The 18850-nt window shown below is 65.1% G+C and carries 16 protein-coding genes and 2 pseudogenes; 9 read left to right on the top strand and 9 right to left on the bottom strand.

Annotated features, from left to right (window positions below):
* Window positions 1-186: 186 nt before the first annotated feature.
* From BTN82_RS04460 to fecA, 3 genes are all read left to right on the top strand, one after another.
* Window positions 187-675 carry a sigma-70 family RNA polymerase sigma factor gene (locus BTN82_RS04460; RefSeq protein ID WP_075117954.1) on the top strand — a complete coding sequence of 163 codons (489 nt, stop codon included), beginning with the start codon at window positions 187-189 and terminating at the stop codon, window positions 673-675.
* Between the two features lie 8 nt (window positions 676-683).
* Window positions 684-1649, top strand: coding sequence for a FecR domain-containing protein (locus BTN82_RS04455; protein ID WP_075118127.1), 966 nt, complete (start codon window positions 684-686; stop codon window positions 1647-1649).
* A gap of 214 nt (window positions 1650-1863) precedes the next feature.
* Complete coding sequence (gene fecA / locus BTN82_RS04450; protein ID WP_075117953.1) at window positions 1864-4218, top strand: TonB-dependent Fe(3+) dicitrate receptor FecA; 2355 nt, start codon at window positions 1864-1866, stop codon at window positions 4216-4218.
* A gap of 182 nt (window positions 4219-4400) precedes the next feature.
* Here fecA and BTN82_RS04445 read toward each other — a convergent pair whose 3' ends face one another.
* Both BTN82_RS04445 and BTN82_RS04440 read right to left on the bottom strand, forming a co-directional pair.
* Entirely contained in the window at window positions 4401-4808 is a 408-nt protein-coding gene (locus tag BTN82_RS04445) for an HPF/RaiA family ribosome-associated protein (protein WP_075117952.1), read from the bottom strand.
* 213 nt (window positions 4809-5021) lie between these two features.
* Complete coding sequence (locus BTN82_RS04440; RefSeq protein ID WP_075117951.1) at window positions 5022-5969, bottom strand: LysR substrate-binding domain-containing protein; 948 nt, start codon at window positions 5967-5969, stop codon at window positions 5022-5024.
* 135 nt (window positions 5970-6104) lie between these two features.
* Here BTN82_RS04440 and BTN82_RS04435 point away from each other — a divergent pair, with 135 nt between their 5' ends.
* From BTN82_RS04435 to BTN82_RS04425, 3 genes are all read left to right on the top strand, one after another.
* A complete protein-coding gene (locus BTN82_RS04435; protein ID WP_075117950.1) occupies window positions 6105-7481 on the top strand; it encodes an L-serine ammonia-lyase in 1377 nt (458 codons plus the stop codon).
* Between the two features lie 63 nt (window positions 7482-7544).
* Entirely contained in the window at window positions 7545-8846 is a 1302-nt protein-coding gene (locus BTN82_RS04430) for a serine/threonine transporter (protein WP_075117949.1), read from the top strand.
* Between the two features lie 219 nt (window positions 8847-9065).
* Window positions 9066-9395 (top strand): DUF3509 domain-containing protein, encoded by a 330-nt coding sequence (locus tag BTN82_RS04425; RefSeq protein ID WP_075117948.1) that lies wholly within the window; start codon window positions 9066-9068, stop codon window positions 9393-9395.
* Here BTN82_RS04425 and BTN82_RS04420 read toward each other — a convergent pair.
* The gene (locus tag BTN82_RS04420; protein WP_075117947.1) at window positions 9392-9892 is read right to left on the bottom strand and encodes a phosphate-starvation-inducible protein PsiE; all 501 of its coding nucleotides are present in this window, start codon (window positions 9890-9892) and stop codon (window positions 9392-9394) included. The two genes, BTN82_RS04425 and BTN82_RS04420, sit on opposite strands and share 4 nt — an antisense overlap.
* A gap of 371 nt (window positions 9893-10263) precedes the next feature.
* Here BTN82_RS04420 and BTN82_RS04415 point away from each other — a divergent pair.
* Window positions 10264-10521 (top strand): annotated as a pseudogene (locus BTN82_RS04415) (YebG family protein); the annotation flags it as partial.
* Between the two features lie 191 nt (window positions 10522-10712).
* Here the strand turns inward: BTN82_RS04415 and BTN82_RS30880 are convergent.
* Both BTN82_RS30880 and BTN82_RS04410 read right to left on the bottom strand, forming a co-directional pair.
* Window positions 10713-10829, bottom strand: a pseudogene (locus BTN82_RS30880) (2-oxo acid dehydrogenase subunit E2); the annotation flags it as partial.
* Between the two features lie 34 nt (window positions 10830-10863).
* The gene (locus BTN82_RS04410; RefSeq protein ID WP_075117945.1) at window positions 10864-11883 is read right to left on the bottom strand and encodes a Leu/Phe/Val dehydrogenase; all 1020 of its coding nucleotides are present in this window, start codon (window positions 11881-11883) and stop codon (window positions 10864-10866) included.
* Between the two features lie 183 nt (window positions 11884-12066).
* Here BTN82_RS04410 and BTN82_RS04405 point away from each other — a divergent pair, with 183 nt between their 5' ends.
* Window positions 12067-12870: a SirB1 family protein gene (locus BTN82_RS04405; protein WP_075117944.1), complete on the top strand. Its 804-nt coding sequence runs from the start codon at window positions 12067-12069 to the stop codon at window positions 12868-12870.
* A 95-nt stretch (window positions 12871-12965) separates the two neighbouring features.
* Here the strand turns inward: BTN82_RS04405 and BTN82_RS04400 are convergent, their stop codons facing one another.
* The 4 genes from BTN82_RS04400 to hmgA all read right to left on the bottom strand — a co-directional run bounded on the left by BTN82_RS04400 (window position 12966) and on the right by hmgA (window position 17692).
* The gene (locus BTN82_RS04400; protein ID WP_075117943.1) at window positions 12966-14333 is read right to left on the bottom strand and encodes an MFS transporter; all 1368 of its coding nucleotides are present in this window, start codon (window positions 14331-14333) and stop codon (window positions 12966-12968) included.
* Window positions 14334-14428: 95 nt separating this feature from the next.
* On the bottom strand, window positions 14429-15067 hold the full coding sequence (gene maiA, locus BTN82_RS04395; RefSeq protein WP_075117942.1) for a maleylacetoacetate isomerase: 639 nt from the start codon (window positions 15065-15067) through the stop codon (window positions 14429-14431).
* Between the two features lie 12 nt (window positions 15068-15079).
* On the bottom strand, window positions 15080-16384 hold the full coding sequence (gene fahA, locus BTN82_RS04390) for a fumarylacetoacetase (RefSeq protein WP_075117941.1): 1305 nt from the start codon (window positions 16382-16384) through the stop codon (window positions 15080-15082).
* 3 nt (window positions 16385-16387) lie between these two features.
* Complete coding sequence (gene hmgA, locus BTN82_RS04385) at window positions 16388-17692, bottom strand: homogentisate 1,2-dioxygenase (RefSeq protein WP_075117940.1); 1305 nt, start codon at window positions 17690-17692, stop codon at window positions 16388-16390.
* A 166-nt stretch (window positions 17693-17858) separates the two neighbouring features.
* Here hmgA and BTN82_RS04380 point away from each other — a divergent pair, with 166 nt between their 5' ends.
* Window positions 17859-18650, top strand: coding sequence for an IclR family transcriptional regulator (locus BTN82_RS04380; RefSeq protein WP_075117939.1), 792 nt, complete (start codon window positions 17859-17861; stop codon window positions 18648-18650).
* The last annotated feature ends 200 nt before the right edge of the window (window positions 18651-18850 follow it).

Genomic DNA, 18850 nt, shown 5'->3' with positions numbered 1-18850 from the left:
CAGAGATTTTTTGCCGGGCTCAAGTCGGCGCAATATTAATGATAAATATTCTCATATGCAAAAAAGCCCCGACGATACGCCCGCGCTTCCGCTGGTCCGGGCTGATTGCCGAATGCCATGTCAGGCCTCTACAATGCGAACAATTCTTGTTCTCTTAAGCATCTGCATGCTGTCGGAGCGTTCGGCTTGGCCCACTCCTCTACCGTCGAAGTCCTCTATCACGCCCATCACAGCTGGTTGAACGCCTGGTTGCGGCGCAGGCTCGGCTGCCCCGACAACGCCGCCGACCTGGCCCAGGACACCTTCATGCGGGTGCTCAACGCCCGGGAGGCGCCGTCGATCGTCGAGCCGCGGGCGTTCCTCACCACCATCGCCAAACGGGTGCTGTGCAACCATTACCGGCGCCAGGACCTGGAGCGGGCCTACCTCGAGGCCCTGGCGCAACTGCCGGAACAGGTGGCGCCCTCGGAGGAAGACAAGGCCATCATCCTGCAAACCCTGCTGGAGCTGGACCAGTTGCTCGACGGCTTGCCGCTCCTGGTCAAACGCGCCTTCCTGCTGGCCCAGGTCGACGGCCTGAAACACGCCGAGATCGCCTGCGAACTGGGCATCTCCGTCGCCACGGTCAAGCGCCACCTGCACAAGGCAGCGCTGCGCTGCTACTTCGCCCTGTGAACAACCCCATGCAACCGAACCTGCCCGGCCCGCCGGATATCGCCGCCCAGGTCGCCGAACAGGCCGTGCACTGGTTGCTCGAAACCCAGGCTGGCCCACTCAGCCCGCGCCAGCAGCGGGCGTGGCAGCAGTGGCACGACGCCCACAGCGAGCATCAGCGGGCCTGGGAACATATCCAGCGGGTCAACCAGCGCTTGCGCGGCCTGTCTTCGCCCCTGGCCCATGCCGCGCTCAACGCGCCGAAGTCCTCCAGCCGGCGCCAGGCGCTGAAACTGCTGCTGATCCTCGGCGCCGGCTCCGCGGCCGCCTGGGGCCTGCGCGACCACAATCCGCTGCCGTCGCTGATGGCCGACTACCGCAGCCCGGTGGGCCAGCGGCGCACGCTGCAATTGAGCGACGGCAGTCAGTTGCAGCTCAATACCGACAGCGCGGTGGACGTGAATTTCGACGGCCAGCAGCGCTTGATCCGCTTGTTGGCCGGGGAAATGCTCCTGACCGGCGCGGCCGACAGCCGACCGCTGCTGGTGCAGACCGCCCAGGGCCTGCTGCGAACGAAAGACGCCCGGCTGAACCTGCGCCAGTTCAGCCAGCGCACCCAGCTGGCGGTGTTCGAGGGCACTGTCAGCCTCAGCCCCGCGGCCTATTCGGGCGCCCCATTGTTAGTGGGCAAGGCGCAGCAAGTGAGTTTCACCCACAGCGGCTGGGACAGCCCGCGCCCGCTGGACGCCGGCAGCGGCGCCTGGAGCGAAGGCATGCTGGTGGCCGCCCGTATGCGCCTGGCGGACTTCCTCGACGAGTTGGGCCGCTACCGGCGCGGCCAGCTCAACTGCGACCCGCGGGTGGCCGACCTGCTGATCTCCGGCAGCTACCCGCTGGACGACAGCGAACGGATCCTCGACCTGCTGGAAATCAGCCTGCCGGTGAAAGTCCGGCGCTTCACCCGCTACTGGGTGACGGTCGAAGCCCGCGCCTGAACCCGAAGCAACCTGTAGGAGCGAAGCTTGCTCGCGATGGCGATCTGTCAGCCGGCATCTTCATCGGCTGGCCGGGCCCTATCGCGAGCAAGCTTCGCTCCTACGGTTTTGTGAGGAAGCAAAACTTTTTTCATTTTGTGTGAGCTGTTTTCCCGCACTCGCGTGACAGAGAAGGAAAGCCACCTTGACCGCCACCTTCTCAGGATCGATGTCCATGCCCCAGCACCCCACTCGTCTCACGCCCCTTACCCGCGCCCTGCGCCCATTGCTGCTGGGCGCCAGCCTGAGCTTCAGCGTCCTGGCCGTCGCCGCCGACGGCCCGGCGCGCAGCTACCACATCGCGGCCTCGTCGCTGGAAAACGCCCTGAACCAGTTCGGCCGCGAGGCCGGGGTGCTGATTTCCTTCGGCTCCCAGGTCGCCAGCGGCGTGCAGAGCCCAGGCCTGGAAGGCAGCTACACCACCGAAGAAGCTCTGAACGCGCTGCTCAAGGGCACCGGCCTGCAAGCCCGCGCCGAAGGCGGCAATGCCTTCAGCCTGCAACCGGCCAGCGCCGCCGGCGCGCCCGCCGCCCTTGAGCTGGGCGCTTCCAGCGTGGTCGGCGACTGGCTCGGCGACGCGGCGCAGACCAACGTCTTCGAGCACCCGGGCGCGCGCGACGTGATCCGCCGCGAAGAATTCGAGCGCCAGGGCGCGACCCAGGCCCGCGACGTGCTCAACCGCATCCCCGGGGTCAACGCCCCGGAAAACAACGGCACCGGCAGCCACGACATGGCGCTGAACTTCGGCATCCGCGGCCTCAACCCGCGCCTGGCCTCGCGCTCCACGGTGCTGATGGACGGCATCCCGGTGCCCTTCGCGCCCTATGGCCAGCCGCAGCTGTCGTTCGCCCCGGTGAGCATGGGCAACATGGACGCGGTGGACGTGGTCCGTGGCGGCGGCGCCGTGCGTTACGGCCCGCAGAACGTCGGCGGTATCGTCAACTTCGTGACCCGCGCGATCCCCAACGAACCGACGGTCAAAGGCGGTTTCCAGACCGAAACCAGCCCGTCCTCCAGCCACGACGGCTTCAAGAGCACCGGCAACCTGCTGGCCGGCGGCACCGCCGACAACGGCCTGGGCGGCGCCCTGCTGTACTCCGGCACCCGTGGCGGCGACTGGCGCGAACACAGCGACACGCAGATCGACGACCTGATCCTCAAAGGTCACTACCAGCTCGACGAGGCCAACAGCTTCAACGCCATGGCCCAGTACTACGAGGGTGAGGCCGACATGCCCGGCGGCCTGAACGTCGCCGACTACAAGGCCGATCCGTACCAGTCGACCCGACCCTACGACAAGTTCTGGGGCCGCCGCACGATGTTCAACGTCGGCTATCGCTACCAGGAAGATCGCCGCGAATTCACCGTCAACAGTTTCTTCACCAAGACCCTGCGCAGCGGCTACCTCGACCAGGGCAGCTTCCTCTCGCTGTCGCCTCGCGAATACTGGGTGCGCGGCGTCGAGACCCGCCTGGCCCAGGGCTTCGACCTGGGGCCGACCAGCCATGAACTGGGCATCGGCTACCGCTACATCAACGAAGCCGGCCACGAATTGCGCTACCGCACGCCGATCAGCGCCAACCAGCAGTTGCCGAGCACCAGCAGCCGCAACGACCGCGACACCCGCGGCGGCACCGAGGCCAATGCGTTCTTCGTCGACGACCGCATCGACATCGGCAAGTGGACCGTCACCCCGGGCATCCGCTACGAGATGATCGAGTCGCAGCAGACCAACAACCTGACCAACGTCAAATACAAGGGCGACTACAACACCGCGCTGCCGGCGCTGAACGTGATGTATCACCTGACCGACAGCTGGAACCTCTACGCCAACACCGAAGGTTCGTTCGGCAGCGTGCAGTACAGCCAGATGCCCAACCGCGTGAGCAGCGGCGAAGTGAAGCCGGAGAAGGCGCGTACCTGGGAACTGGGCACCCGCTATGACGACGGCGCCCTGCGTGCGGAGATCGGCGCGTTCCTGATCAACTTCGACAACCAGTACGACAGCAACCAGACCAACGACTCGGTGATCGCCCGCGGCGAAACCCGCCACCAGGGCATCGAGACCAGCGTCAACTACGCCCTCGACGGCCTGAACCCGGCGCTGGCCGGTTTCGATGTCTACGCCACCTATGCCTACGTCGACGCCACCATCCGCGAAGACGGGCCGAACAAGGGCAACCGCGTGCCGTTCTCGTCCAAGCACAAAGGCACCCTCGGCATCGGCTACACCGAAGGCCCGTGGAAACTCAACTTCGACAGCAGCTACCAGAGCAGCCAGTTCGCCGACAACGCCAACACCTCCGCCGAAAGCGCCGACGGCAGCACCGGGCGGATTCCCGGCTACATGCTGTTCAGCAGCCGCGCCGCCTACGACTTCGGCCCGCAACTGTCAGACCTGAGCGTGGCGGTCGGGGTGAAGAACATCTTCAACCACCAGTACTTCACCCGCTCGTTCGACGACAACAACAAAGGCAAATACGTGGGCGAGCCGCGGACCCTGTACGTGCAGACGTCCGTGGCGTTCTGAGCCACCGCAGCGCCTGCATCGCGGGCAAGCCTCGCTCCTGTAGAAGCCTGAGATTGGTGCTCTTTATGGCGTGTGGCCTGGCACGCCGCGTCGTGGCCATCGCCAGCAAGCTGGCTCCTACAGGTAGGCGGAGCACAAAAAAGGGCCTGCGTTTGCAGGCCCTGTCTGTGGGGAATCAGCCGTCAGCTATTGAGCGCGGCCTGTTCGTTTTCCAGGAATTCTTCTTCGAGCAAGGCATCGGCCTTGGCTTCATCGTGGGTCGGCGCGACGGTCGCGCGTTTGCCGCGCAACTTGCCGAACATATGCTCCAGGGCACTTTCCAGTTTGATCGTGGCGCCGTCGAGCGCCTGCTCCAGGCTACCGGCCTTGTGGGTCACGGAAACCGGCTGGTGACCTTTCGGACGGGCTTCCAGCTGGCAGCGCATATCGTCCGGACCCGACTTCCCGCCGTTCTCGTCCCGCAGGTGGACCACCACCCGGGTCAGGTCTTCCTCGTAACGTTCGAGCGTGCTTTCAACGGTGCTGCGCACCCACTCCTCCATCCGAAGGCTGCTTTGAATATGGTTATCGCTATGGACTTGGATTTGCATAGTTCTTCCCTTATTTCAGCGTGCTCGTAAGAGGGTCAGGCCCGTGCTGCCGAGGCTGCATTTCCTGACCTCTTGGTTACACAATTAGGCACGGCGAAGAACAATTCAAGCCCTGGAAAAAGATAAATATTTATTGGCAAATAAAGCCAGACAACGAGCAAAAGCGCTGTTAAGGTCGGGAATTGGGTTGCACCGCGACCTGGTCTTTTTTGCTTACGATTGCCCCTCTCCCAACGGGTGCAACCCGCGAAAGATCTCCGCCTCTTCCACCAGCCAGTCATGCACCGCGCGCACGCCCGGATGGCTCAGCGCACCCGGCGCGTACAACAGCACGTAACGCTTGTGATTGGGCACCGCGAGGCCGAACGGCACGATCAGGGTGCCGCGCTCCAGCTCGTCGTTGAGCAAGGTGCGCCGGGCGATCGCCACGCCCATGCCGGCAATCGCCGCCTCGATGGTCAGGTGGTTGCGGTTGAAGGTATGCCCGCGCCGCACATCGGCGCCCTCGAACCCGATGGCATTCAAGTAGAACTCCCACTCGGCGTATTCGTAGCTGCCGCGCCAGGCGGTGATGTCGTGCAACAAGGGAAAGTGCACCAGGTCCGCCGGCCCGTGCAGCGGCGGTCGCCCGCGCAGCAGGCTCGGGGCGCAGACCGGAAAGATCTGCTCGTCCAGCAGCGCTGTGGATAACAACCCCGGGTAGCTGCCGTCGTTGAGGTCGATGGCCAGGTCGAAATCGCCTTCGTGCAACGCCACGCTGCTGTCTTCGGCCACCAGCCGCAGCTGAATATCCGGAAAGCGCTGCTGCAGACGGGGCAAGCGCGGGGTCAGCCACTTGCCGAGAAACGAGGGAATCGAGCGCAGACGCAAGGTACCGCTGATCATCCCGGCATCCAGCCGCCGCAGCTCGGCGTCGATGCTGCCGTAGGCCTCGTTCACCGTGATCGCCAACCGCTGCCCCTCGGCGCTCAGTTCCACGCCGCGGGCGCGGCGGTGGAACAGGCGAAAGCCGAGCCGCTCTTCCAGCAAGCGGATCTGCTGGCTGACCGCCCCCGGGGTGATGTGCAGTTCTTCCGCGCAGCGGGTGAACGACAAGTGCCGCGCGGCACAGGAAAATACATGCAGCCAGACGTAGGTCTGGGCATGAAACTGACGGCTCATCGTTTAGTCCTGCTAAAGGCTGTCTTAGGAAAATTCGTTGGTCAGCACTGACCGAGCTAGGCAGTATCGCCGACCTGACGCTCGGCCTACAAAAAATGGCAGCGATTTCCCTTCCATTGCTTGTAAGGCTTTAGCATGGCTATCAGTGTTTTCGATCTCTTCAAAGTCGGTATCGGCCCGTCCAGCTCCCACACCGTCGGCCCGATGCGCGCCGCCGCGACCTTCGCCCAGGCACTGTTCGAGCAGGGCTTGCAGGAGCAGGTCCAGCGCGTGGAAATCCGCCTGTACGGCTCGCTGTCCGCCACCGGTGTCGGCCACGCCACCGACCGTGCCTGCGTCATGGGTTTGATGGGCGAATGGCCCGACAGCATCGACCCGAGCAGCATCGGCCCGCGCATCCAGCAACTGCGCGAAAGCGGCCAGCTGAACCTGGGCGGCCGTTCGAGCATCGCCTTCGACTGGCGCCGTGACCTGCTGCTGCTCGACGAAAGCCTGCCCTACCACCCCAATGCCATGTCGCTGTCGGCCTTTGCCGCGGACGGCCTGCTGTGGCAGCAGACCTACTATTCGGTGGGCGGCGGTTTTATCGTCGAGGAAGCGGAAATCGCCGATGGCGCTCCGGCGGCCAATGCCGTCGAGCTGCCCTACGACTTCAACAGCGCCGCCGAGCTGCTGGCCCTGTGCAAGCAGCATCGACTGCGGGTTTCCGAACTGATGATGGCCAACGAACGGGCCTGGCGCAGCGAGGCCGAAATCCGCAGCGGCCTGCTGCAGGTCTGGAAGGTGATGCGCGAATGCGTCGAGCAGGGCCTGCGCCACGAAGGCACCCTGCCCGGCGGCCTGGACGTGCCGCGTCGCGCCGCCAAGCTGCACCGCAATCTGCTGGAAATCGGCAAGCCCAACATCATCAGCTCGACGCTGTCGGCGATGGAGTGGGTCAACCTGTTCGCCCTGGCGGTGAACGAGGAAAACGCCGCCGGCGGGCGCATGGTCACCGCGCCGACCAACGGCGCGGCGGGGATCATTCCGGCGGTGCTGCATTACTACATGAAATTCGAAGCCGAAGCGTCGGATGACGACGTCGTCGACTTTTTCCTCGGCGCCGCCGCGGTGGGCATCCTGTGCAAGAAAAACGCCTCGATCTCCGGCGCCGAAGTCGGCTGCCAGGGCGAGGTCGGTTCGGCCTGCGCCATGGCCGCGGCAGGCCTGGCCGAAGTGCTCGGGGCCACCCCGGAGCAACTGGAGAACGCCGCCGAAATCGGCCTGGAACACAACCTCGGCCTGACCTGCGACCCGGTCGGCGGCCTGGTGCAGGTGCCCTGCATCGAACGCAACGCGATTGCCGCGGTGAAGGCGATCAACGCCACCCAGATGGCCCTGCGCGGCGACGGCCAGCACTTCATTTCCCTGGACCGGGTGATCCGCACCATGCGCGATACCGGTGCCGACATGCACGACAAATACAAAGAAACTTCACGGGGCGGCCTGGCCGTGAGTTGGGTGGAGTGCTAACCCTCCTCGCCTGACCGTCCGCCCCACGTGAGCCCGAGCAAAAATAATAACGAGGCAATACCGATGACCGATGCACGCACACCCGCTGTCGAAACACCTGCCGCAGAGACCGCCCGCGACACCGCTACCGCCCGCCAGGGCTGGAGCAAGCACGACACCACCTGGATGCTCGGCCTGTATGGCACCGCTATCGGCGCCGGCACCCTGTTCCTGCCGATCAATGCCGGGGTCGGCGGCTTCTGGCCGCTGATCGTGCTGGCGCTGCTGGCCTTCCCCATGACCTTCTTCGCCCACCGCGGGCTGACCCGCTTCGTGCTGTCCGGGCGTTCCGGAGACATCACCGAGGTGGTGGAGGAACACTTCGGCGTCGGCGCCGGCAAGCTGATCACCCTGCTCTACTTCTTCGCCATCTTCCCGATCCTGCTGGTGTACAGCGTGGCGCTGACCAACACCCTGGGCAGCTTCATGGAACACCAGCTGCACATGACCCCGCCGCCGCGCGCGGTGTTGTCGCTGCTGTTGATCCTCGGCCTGATGGCCATCGTGCGTTGCGGCCAGGGCGTGATCGTGCGAGCCATGAGCATGCTGGTCTATCCCTTCGTCGCCGCGCTGTTGCTACTGGCCGTCAGCCTGGTCCCGAACTGGAACGGCGCCTTCTTCGCCTCGGCCAACGACGGCATGTCCATGCCGCTGTTCCTCAAGACCCTGTGGCTGGCGATCCCGGTAATGGTGTTTTCGTTCAACCATTCGCCGATCATCTCGGCCTTCGCCGTCGACCAGAAACGCCAGTACGGCGCCCAGGCCGAAGCCAAGAGCAGCGGCATTCTCGCCGTGGCCCATAGCATGATGGTGCTGACGGTGATGTTCTTCTGCTTCAGTTGCGTGCTGGCCCTGTCGCCGGCCGACCTGGCCGCGGCCAAGGCACAGAACATCTCGATCCTGTCGTACCTGGCCAACCACTTCCAGACGCCGGTGATCGCCTACGCGGCGCCGCTGATCGCGCTGGTGGCCATTACCAAATCCTTCCTCGGCCACTACATCGGCGCCAGCGAAGGCTTCCAGGGCCTGATCGTGAAAGGCCTGCGCGGCCGTGGCCGGGCCCTGTCGTCGCGCGCCCTGGAGCGTTGCACCGCGCTGTTCATGGTCCTGACCTGCTGGGCCGTGGCCACGTTCAACCCGAGCATCCTCGGCATGATCGAAACCCTGGGCGGGCCGGTGATCGCCTGCCTGTTGTTTTTAATGCCGATGTACGCGATCCGGCGAGTGCCATCGCTGCGCCAGTACTCGGGCCGGCTGTCGAATCTGTTCGTGGTGTTGGTGGGCCTGATCGCACTGTCAGCGATCATTTATTCGTTTGTGCCCTGAAACGGGTAGCCCATGAAAAAACGGACCGTTTGGTCCGTTTTTTTTCACCCCCGGTTTTACTGGCCGGCGCTTTTCCCGGCATGCCCCTTGCTTTGCAGGAGCCGAGGAATACGGACGTTATCAACCCTCGGCGAACGGCCTGCCGGTGGTCCGGAAAGACGAACTAATCCCGATCCTGGCTGGTCAATGACTGCACGATCCAATCAAGCGGTGACGCACATGGACAACCCTTTTCAGCTGATTACCGACGCCTTCACCCCGGAATACCGGGTCAACCTGAGCATCCAGGGCCTGGACGGCAGCATCATGCTGACCCTCTCCAAGGCCGGCCGGGTGGTGGCCAAGCGCATGATCAGCGCCGACCAGCGCGACGACCCTCAGCGGCTCAAGCGCCTGGTGCAGAGCATTCAGTTCGGCATCGCCATCGAACAGGGCCACAGCGCCCTGGCCATCCTCGAAGCCATGACCGACAGCGACACCTTCAAGCTGCCGCTGCCGGCCGCCAAGGGCCGGCCCGGCCAAAGGCCGTTCCTGCGGGTGGCCGTTTAAAGCTCGCCCTTCTCGACGTCCGGATGCTCGCTGGAGCCCGCGCCGACCTTGCGCTGCGGGTGTTCGATCTTCACCGACGGGAACTGCGACGAGGCATAGCGCACCACCAGGATGGCGAAGGCCAGCAGCAGGATGCCGCCGCACAGGTAGATGATCCCCAGGTCCGGCGGGTTGTGGTGCGACACGTTGGAGATCAGCAGGCGGGTCAGCGCAGTGATCGCCACGTAGATCAGGAAACGCACCGGCATGTGGTTGGTCTTGAAGTAGATACCGACCATGGCCCCCAGTTCGAGGTAGATGAACAACAGGAGAATATCGTCGATCTTGATATGGCCCTGCTCGAGCATCCCGAGGAACTCCATCACCGCCGCCCAGGCCGTCACCGCGCCGATGGCGAACAGCGCCAGGTAGTGGAAGCTTTCGACGAACAGGTTGCCCAGGGACTCGGCCAACTGATGGACGTTCTGCCGCAGTTTCTCGGCCCAATTGATTTTCACGATGGTTCTTCCTTAGGTCGGCTCGACCGGATGATGCGGATTGGACGTGACGGTTGTCCTGCATGCAGAAAAAAGGCCAGCGTCGGGAAGTGAGATGGTGGCCGCTGCCGATGAGGCACGTTCAGGCAGGCGCCAATCTGTAGGAGCGAGCGTGCTCGCGATCCGCATAGCGGCCCAGCCATTCACCCCCTTGTCCGAAAGGACGCCATCGCGAGCAAGCTCGCTCCTACAGGGGAAAGGCTGACAAACCCCGAAACCCGGCTACATTGAAAAGCCACTATTCAAAGCCGCAGGATTGGCTTATTCTGCGTGCTGTATATAAATACAGTAGTAGCAAAGACCCATTATCGTGAAGGCATGTGAGGTGGTGAATGGCCGTCGAAGTGGTATACCGCAGCAGCCGAGATCTGGAGCGCTTGTTCATGGATAAAGCCGAAGCTGACCGTCATGACAAAATGCTCGAACTGGCTGAATTGCTGGCGCAAGTGTTGCAAAAAGCCGTGCCTTCCCTGAGCGAACAGCAGGTGGAAGAAGCCGGGATCTACATGGCGAAGAACCGCGATGTGTTCGCCAAGGCGTTCAAGAGCCAACCGGACGCCCTGTCCGAACTGCTCAGCGCGCCGACCGCGGCAGCCGAGCCAGAGGCTCCCGTGGCAGAGCCCGAAGCGGCAGAACCCGCGGCACCGGCCAAGCCCGCCAAGGCGAGTAAAGCCGCCAAGTAAGCAGGCGCGAATTGAACAGGCCCTGGGTGTACACCCAGGGCCTTTTTCATGCCTGTGGAAAACTACGGCCCAGGCTGTTCCAGCGACAGCGGCAACACCGGATACACCACCACCGGGTTGGCATAACGCCCGAACAGGGTGCCGAAGTTGGACAGGGTCAGGGTCGCGCCCATCATTTCCCCGGGCGGAATCGAGCGGGCCTGGACGTCGGCGCACCAGCCCCTGGGCCAGGTAAGGCCTGCGCGCCGACTAGCGGTACAGCGCGCGCTCGGCCAGGTCGTCGGCCACTCGCGCGGGGGAACGCTTTTCCGCCTGGGCGTGGGCGAAGACTTCGGTGAGCCGCTGGCTGATCTTCGACAGATGGGCGGTGATGGTCGCCAGCTCTTCGCCGCGGTGCTTGAGCGAGACGTAGATCAGCCCGCCGGCATTGATCACATAATCCGGCGCGTAGAGGATGCCGCGGTTTTCCAGCTGGTCGGCGACCTGCAGGTTGGTCAGCTGGTTGTTGGCCGACCCGGCTACCGCCGAGCAGCGCAGTTGCGCCACGCTGTGGCTGTTGAGCACGCCGCCCAGGCCGCAGGGCGCGAGGATGTCGCACGGGGTGCTGAGCAAGGCTTCGTTGGCGATCGGATGGGCGCCCAGCTGTTCCATGGCCAGTTGCACCTTGCCGGGGTCGATATCGCTGACCAGCAATTCCGCCCCCGCGGCATGCAGCTGTTCGGCGAGGGCGAAACCGACATTGCCCAGGCCCTGGACCGCCACCCGCAGGCCTTCGAGGTTGTCGCTGCCCAGGCGGGCCATGGCGGTGGCGCGAATGCCGGCGAACACGCCCATGGCGGCATGCGGCGACGGGTCGCCGGCCGCGGTGGTGCTGGTGACGTGCTGGGTCTGCTGGGCGATGCAATCCATGTCGGCGACCGAGGTGCCGCTGTCGATGGCGGTGATGTAGCGACCTTCGAGCTGCTCGATGCAACGGCCGAAAGCCTCGAACAACGCGGCGCGGCTTTCGACATGGGGCGGGCGGATGATCACCGCCTTGCCACCGCCGTGCGGCAAGCCGGCCAGGGCGGCCTTGTAGCTCATGCCCTGGGCCAGGCGCACGGCATCGGCCACGGCGCTTTCATCGTCGGGGTAGGCAAGGTAACGACAGCCGCCGAGGGCGGGCCCCAGGCGGCTGTTATGAATGGCAATCACCGCCTTCAACCCGGTGGCCGGATCAACGCTCAGGTGCAGCGATTCAAGGCGAGTGCTTTGCATGAGAGCGAACATCGTCGGGCTCCCGAATCACTTCTTGTAGTCGCCAGTATAGGCTTGCGCCTGAAAATTGCTGGAGCGCGCGGGAATAAGCCCCGGGGCGTTCCGGGCTTTAAGAAATAACCTGCTACAGCCTGTGTCCGCCACTGGACGAACGCCCGCGACGGGGCTAAAACGAGGCATCCGCCGGAGATTTCGATGAACCCGCGTCAAGCTTTTTTCGCCTGCCTGCAGCAGTCCCCACCCGCGCTTTTCGAGGCGGCGCTGTGGATCGCCGCCGAACATGATGCCGAGGTGTCGCCCCAACAGTTGCTGCAAGACTTCAAGGAACTGCAACAGCGGGTCAGCGTCGGCTTGCCGTTACTGCCGGTCAGCGAACTGGGCCAGCCGCTGCTGCGGCGCATGAACGACCTGGGTTTCCAGCAGGACGAGTTCCTGCCGCTGCGCCCCCAGGCGGCGCTGCTGGACAAAGTGCTGCACACCCGGCGCGGGCAACCGCTGGCGCTGGGGCTGATCGCCCTGGAGCTGGCGCGGCGCCTGGAGATCCCCATGGTCGGGGTCAATTTCCCCGGGCACTTTCTCTTGCGCGTGCCCGGTGCCGACCATCTGCTCGACCCCTGCGGCGGCCGGCGCCTGTACCCCAACGACTGTCGCGAGCTGCTGGAGCGCCAGTACGGGCCGAACCTCAAGCTGAGCGCCGAACACCTGGCCACGGCCAGCCCGCAGCAGATGCTCCAGCGCCTGTCGCGCAACCTGCGCCAGCTGCACCTGAGCCACGACGACCACCTCAACGGGCTGATCGATGCCGAACGGGTGCTGGAACTGGGCAATGGCAGCGCCGCCGACTACCTGGCCCGCGCCAGCCTGTACCAGCACCTGGACTGCCCCAACGCCGAACGCTTCGACCTGGAGCACGCCCTGCTGCTCAGCGAAGACCCGATCCAGCGCCTGCGCCTGACCGAACGCCTGGGCCATCTGCCGCCCAACAGCATCGTGCATTGATCCCCACCCTCCTGTGGGAGCGAGCTTGCTCGCGATAGCGTCCTGTCTGCCCTACCGCAGAGCCTGGATCGCGAGCAAGCTCGCGCCTACAGACCTCAGCGTTGGTCGCGGGCGAATTTGGCGTTGAGGTCGGGCTCGGGGGTAGCCGGCTCTCGGGGCGAGCGCACCTGGATAATCAGCAGCGCGGCGATGACCGCCGGGATCGCGCAAAAGAAGAAGATCTGCTGCACCGGGATGTGCATCGCCAGCAACATGCTGCCGAACAGCGGCCCGAGGATCGAGCCGAAGCGGCCGACGCCCAGGGCCCAGCCGGTACCGGTGGCGCGGACCTGGGCCGGGTAGAAGTTGCTGGCGAAGGCATTCAGGGTCAACTGGCCGCCGATGATGCAGAAACCGGCGGCGAAGACGAAGGCCACCAGGTAACCCGGGTTGTCGTGGTTCAGCCCCAGCAGGACGGTACACAGCGCGGCGCCGGCCAGCACCGCCGAGAGCAGCCGCACCTTGCGTTTCAAACGGTCGGCGAACCAGGCCATGCAGATCGCCCCCAGGGTTCCGGCGAACAGGAACATCGAGGTCACCAGGTTCGCTTCGTTCAACCCCAGGCCGCTCTCCAGCAGCAGCGACGGCAGCCAGCTGATCATGAAATACAGCAGGATCAGGCTGACGAAAAAGGTCGCCCAGATCAGCAGCGTCGGCCGCGCATAACCGTGGCGGAACAGTTCGATCACCGTCAGCTTGCTGCCCTGCTCGGCTTCGTTCTGCGCCATCGAGGCGGCCGGCGGCTGCCAGTCCGGCAGCATGCGCGCGGTGACTTTGCGCAAGCGCGCATAAGGCGGTGGGTCGCGCAGCAGGCGCGGCAAGGACTCGGGCAGGAACCAGACTAGAAACGGAAACAGCAACAACGGCGTGACGCCGCCGGCGAGGAACACCGCCTGCCAGCCGAAGCGATCGATAAACCCGGCGGCGACAAAACCGCCCGCCGCGCCGCCAAAGGAAAAACCGCAGGCGGCCAGGGTCACCATCAGCGTGCGCAGGCGCGGCGGCGAATACTCCGACATCAGCGCCATGGCGCTGGGCATCGCCCCGCCCATGCCGATGCCGCAGATAAAACGCGCGGCCATCAGGGTGTTCAACGAGTCGGCGAACACCATCAACACCGTGAGGCTGGCGTAGATCAGCACGCAGGCCAGCAGGATGCGGCGCACACCGAAACGGTCCGCCAGCGGCGTCACCGCCAGGGAGCCCAGGGTCAGGCCCAGCAGGTTGGCGCTGAACACCGGGCCGAACGCGGCTTTCTCCAGGCCCCAATCCTGGGCCAGGGCCGGCACCACATAACCCAGGACCTGGGCGTCGTAGCCGTCGGTGACCAGCAACAGGGCCAGGAGCAAAAGAAGCAACCACTGATAACGCGACACCGGACGGGCGTCGAGCGCCGCCCGGAAGCTGGCAAGCTGATTGTGCATCGCAAGGTACCTGTTGGTTTTTATCGTTATGGGACGCCGCGCCTCTGGACGGGCGCGGTCAATCTGTAGCCGCCGCAGGCAGCGGCTTCAGGGGGTCAGGCAGGCGTATCGGGCTGGTTGGCCGGGTGGGCTTGCCGGAAGGCTGGGTGTTCGGCCGCCAGGGCGGCGACCCGGCGAATCCGCGGGTAACCCTCCAGCGCCACCTTGAATCGTTCGGCCGCGTACAACTGGGGAATCAGGCAGGCGTCGGCCAGCCCCGGCTCGTCGCCGAAGCAATAGCCCCGCTCGCCGATCAACTGTTCGATCGCCGCCAGGCCGTTGCTGATCCAGTGGCCGATCCACTCCAGCACCCGGGCTTCGTCGTAACCCCATTGGCGCAGCAGGTTCTGCGTACTGGAGTTGTGCAGCGGATGGATATCGCTGCAAACCAGCAACGCCACCGCCCGTTCGTGGGCCCGGGTCGCCAGCTCCCGAGACAACAGCGGCACCTGTGGATAACGTTCCTCGAGGTACTCGATGATGGCCAGGGACTGGATCAGCACCTCGCCGTCGTCGGTGCGCAAGGCCGGCACCCGGCCTTGCGGGTTGACCGCCAGGTAGTCCGGCTGGCGGTTGGCGCCACCGCCGGCCGCCACCAGGTTGACCGGCAGCGCCTGGTAATCCAGGCCCTTGAGCGCCAGCGCGATGCGTACCCGGTAGGACGCGGTCGAACGGTAGTAGGTATAGAGTTCCATGGTTCTCCCCCCTTAGCGTGCTGGCTGGACGATACCGCGGCATTCACCGAAACCGATGGCGGCGAAACCCTCGCGGCGGCAGCGGCCGCGCAGGATGATTTCGTCGCCGTCCTCAAGGAACTTGCGCACTTCGCCGGACGCCAGTTCGATGGCTTTTTTGCCGCCCTCGGTGATTTCCAGCAAGCTGCCGAACTGAGTGCTCTGCGGCCCCGACAAGGTGCCCGAACCGAACAGGTCGCCGGCCTGCAACTGGCAGCCGTTGACGCTGTGGTGGGCGACCATCTGCGCCACGGTCCAGTACATGTACTGGGTATTGCTCAGGGTCAGGCGATGGGCTGGTAGGCCTTGCTCGCGCATGGCGGCGGTGAGCAGCAGCACTTCCAGCTCGATATCCAGGCCGCCAGCGGCCTGGTCGCGCTTGTCCAGCAGGTACGGCAGCGGCTGCGGGTCGCCCTCGGGACGGGCCGGCTGGGCCCGGCGGAACGGCTCCAGCGCTTCGGCCGTCACCACCCACGGCGAGATGCTGGTAATGAAGCTTTTCGACAGGAACGGGCCTAGCGGCTGGTATTCCCAAGCCTGGATGTCGCGCGCCGACCAGTCGTTGAGCAGGCAGAAACCGGCGATGTGCTCGGCGGCGTCGCCGATGGCGATCGGTTCGCCGATGTCGTTGCCCTGGCCGATCCAGATGCCCAGCTCCAGCTCGTAGTCCAGCCGCGCGCACGGGCCGAAGCTCGGCTCGCTCTGGCCGGCGGGCAGGGTCTGGCCTTTCGGCCGGCGCACATCGGCGCCCGAGGGGCGGATAGTCGAGGCACGGCCGTGGTAGCCGATCGGCACGTACTTGTAGTTCGGCAGCAGCGGGTTGTCGGGGCGGAACAGTTTACCGACGTTCTGCGCGTGTTCGATGCCGACATAGAAGTCGGTGTAGTCGGCGATCTTCGCCGGCAGGTGCATCTGGCAATCGGCGGCCAGGGGCAGCAGTTTCGCGCCCAGGGCTTCAACCTTGCCGCGCAGGCTGCTGCCTTCGCCGAGCACTTCCTGCAGGCGTTCGCGCAGGGCCACGCGGGCCGGACGGCCCAGGGCGAAAAAGGCATTCAACTGGCCGCCGCGGGTGGCCTCGGCCGCCGCCTTGGCCGCGCCGTCGAACAGCCCGGCGTCCAGCGCCGCTTCCAGGTCGAAGATGTGCTCGCCGATGGCCACGCCGCTGCGCGGTGCCGAGCCCTGGGTGCTGAACACGCCGAGCGGCAGGTTCTGCAACGGAAAGTCCGAGTGATCGTTGGCGGAGGCAACCCAACTGCGGTGGATGGTTGGCTGATTCATCGGTTATCTCCGGTTCGGATTGAAGGTGGCGGGCAGCGAAGCCCAGCAAGCATCGTAGTCGTTCTGCAATTGCGGGCATTCCAGGGCGAACTGGCTCGGGCGCAGCACCTGGCTGGTCTCGAACATGAAGGCCATGGTGTTGTCGATCTTGGCCGGTTGCAGCTCGGCGTTGATCGCCTTGGTGCAGGTCTCGCCGTCCGGGCCGTGGGCGCTCATACAGCTGTGCAGCGAGGCGCCGCCGGGCACGAAGCCTTCGGCCTTGGCATCGTAGGCGCCCTGGATCAGGCCCATGTATTCGTTCATCAGGTTGCGGTGGAACCACGGCGGCCGGAAGGTGTTCTCGGCCACCATCCAGCGCGGCGGGAAGATCACGAAGTCGAGGTTGGCCAGGCCGTGCACGCTGGTGGGCGAGGTCAGCACGGTGAAGATCGACGGGTCCGGGTGGTCGAAACTCACGGTGCCGATGGTGTTGAAACGGCGCAGGTCATATTTGTACGGCACGTTGTTGCCGTGCCAGGCCACCACGTTCAGCGGTGAATGATCCAGCTCGCAGCCCCAGAGTTCACCGAGGAATTTCTGCACCAGTGTGGTCGGTTGCTGGAGGTCTTCGTAATGGGCGACCGGGGCCAGGAAGTCCCGCGGGTTGGCCAGGCCGTTACTGCCGATCGGCCCCAGGTCGGGCAGGCGCAACGGCGCGCCGTGGTTCTCCGCGAGGTAGCCGCGGGCCTGCGGGTCCAGCAGTTCCACACGAAATTTCAGGCCGCGTGGCAGTACGGCGATTTCCAGCGGCTCGACCTCCAGCACCCCAAGCTCGGTGGCGATGCGCAGGCGGCCCTGTTCGGGCACCAGCAGAAATTCGCCGTCGGCGTTGAAGAACACCCGCTCCATGGAGCGGTTGGCGCGGTAGGTATAGATGCTGATCCCGGCCGGTTTCTGCGCGGCCGAATTGGCGACCATATTGACCAGGCCGTCGATGAAGTCGGTGGGCTCGTCGGGGATCTCCAGCGGGTTCCAGCGCAGGCGGTTGGGGGTGACGTCGCCCAACGGGCCGCCTGCCAGCTGGCGAGCCAGCTTGGCGAACGCAGGATGGTTGGCCGACGGCTGGATACGGTACATCCAGGTGCGGCGCGCTTCGCTGCGGACCATGGTGAAGGCGGTGCCGGAGAAGAGTTCGGTGTAAAGGCCGTAGGGGGCTTTTTGCGGGGAGTTCTGGCCGACGGGCAAGGCGCCTGGCAGGGCTTCGCTGGAGAATTCGTTGCCGAAGCCCGACTGGTACTGCAGTGCGGACGCCGTGGAATCGCGGTTCATGGAGCCTCCTGGGCAGGGAGTAGGCAGCGGCCTGCGACTCCATGGGAAGAGCTCCGGGCACGCGTGCGTTATTTTTATCGTAATCCAATTACGGATAACGTAATTTGATTGGTATTGACCGTCAAGCTATAAAGACGCCCATTCGTCCCGGGATCACACCGCCTCCATGGAAAAGCCGCGCAGCACCAGCGACAGCAACGGTAAACAGAAAGTCCGCTCGGCCGAGGTCGGTACCGACATCCTCAAGGCCCTGGCCGAGCTGTCGCCGGCCACCTCGCTGTCGCGCCTGGCCGAACATGTGCAGATGCCGGCGAGCAAGGTCCACCGTTATCTGCAAGCGCTGATCGCCAGCGGTTTCGCCGAGCAGAACACCGCCACCAACCACTACGGCCTGGGCCGCGAGGCGTTGCGGGTGGGCATGGCCGCCCTGGGCAGCATGGACGTACTGAAGGTCGCCGCCCTGCCCCTGGCCGAGCTGCGCGACGAATTGAACGAGACCTGCTTTCTCGCGGTCTGGGGCAACCAGGGCGCGACCGTGGTGCACATCGAACCCGCCGTGCGCGCGGTGACCGTGGTGACGCAACTGGGCTCGGTGCTGCCGCTGCTCAGTTCGTCCACCGGGCTGGTGTTCGGCGCCTACCTGCCGAGCCGCGAAACCGTCGATTTGCGCGAGCAGGAACTCAAGGCCCACGCCCCCCATGCGCTGGCTGACCAACAGGCCTATGCCGCACTTTGCGAACAGATCCGCCAGCGTGGCCTGCACCATGTGCACGGCCTGCTGATGCCCGGGGTGGATGCCTTGTCGGCGCCGGTGTTCGATGCCACCGGCAAGGTCGCCGCGGTGCTGACCGTGGTCGGCCCGACCTCGTTGTTCCATGCCGACGAGCACGGCCCGGCGGCGCAACGCCTGCTGGCGGCATCCCAGGCGGTGAGTTGGCGGATGGGTTATCAGCCCTGATCGCGCGCCGCCCCGTTTGCGGCCGCTGCGCGCCCGTGCGTAGCAGGGATATCACCAACCCTGTAGCCGCTGCCGAAGGCTGCGTTCGGCGGCGCAGCCGTCGTAAAAGAGAGCCGTGCAATTTAGCTGACAGGTCACGTCATCAGCATTTGCGGCCGCGGCACAGCGACCGCCAGCAGCCGCGCCGTTCGGGTCGAATC

The organism is Pseudomonas chlororaphis, from assembly GCF_001921865.1.
Classification (GTDB): domain Bacteria; phylum Pseudomonadota; class Gammaproteobacteria; order Pseudomonadales; family Pseudomonadaceae; genus Aquipseudomonas; species Aquipseudomonas chlororaphis_D.
Note: the sequence above shows the minus strand (reverse complement) of the source record. Positions and strands in the feature narration are given on the sequence as shown.

Bases quoted from the DNA above. Each gene is read 5' to 3' on its own strand.
- BTN82_RS04455 (WP_075118127.1), top strand. From the start codon at position 684: ATGCAACCGAACCTGCCCGGCCCGCCGGATATCGCCGCCCAGGTCGCC.
- fecA (WP_075117953.1), top strand. From the start codon at position 1,864: ATGCCCCAGCACCCCACTCGTCTCACGCCCCTTACCCGCGCCCTGCGC.
- BTN82_RS04445 (WP_075117952.1), bottom strand. From the start codon at position 4,808: ATGCAAATCCAAGTCCATAGCGATAACCATATTCAAAGCAGCCTTCGG.
- BTN82_RS04440 (WP_075117951.1), bottom strand. From the start codon at position 5,969: ATGAGCCGTCAGTTTCATGCCCAGACCTACGTCTGGCTGCATGTATTT.
- BTN82_RS04435 (WP_075117950.1), top strand. From the start codon at position 6,105: ATGGCTATCAGTGTTTTCGATCTCTTCAAAGTCGGTATCGGCCCGTCC.
- BTN82_RS04430 (WP_075117949.1), top strand. From the start codon at position 7,545: ATGACCGATGCACGCACACCCGCTGTCGAAACACCTGCCGCAGAGACC.
- BTN82_RS04425 (WP_075117948.1), top strand. From the start codon at position 9,066: ATGGACAACCCTTTTCAGCTGATTACCGACGCCTTCACCCCGGAATAC.
- BTN82_RS04410 (WP_075117945.1), bottom strand. From the start codon at position 11,883: ATGTTCGCTCTCATGCAAAGCACTCGCCTTGAATCGCTGCACCTGAGC.
- BTN82_RS04405 (WP_075117944.1), top strand. From the start codon at position 12,067: ATGAACCCGCGTCAAGCTTTTTTCGCCTGCCTGCAGCAGTCCCCACCC.
- BTN82_RS04400 (WP_075117943.1), bottom strand. From the start codon at position 14,333: ATGCACAATCAGCTTGCCAGCTTCCGGGCGGCGCTCGACGCCCGTCCG.
- maiA (WP_075117942.1), bottom strand. From the start codon at position 15,067: ATGGAACTCTATACCTACTACCGTTCGACCGCGTCCTACCGGGTACGC.
- fahA (WP_075117941.1), bottom strand. From the start codon at position 16,384: ATGAATCAGCCAACCATCCACCGCAGTTGGGTTGCCTCCGCCAACGAT.
- hmgA (WP_075117940.1), bottom strand. From the start codon at position 17,692: ATGAACCGCGATTCCACGGCGTCCGCACTGCAGTACCAGTCGGGCTTC.
- BTN82_RS04380 (WP_075117939.1), top strand. From the start codon at position 17,859: ATGGAAAAGCCGCGCAGCACCAGCGACAGCAACGGTAAACAGAAAGTC.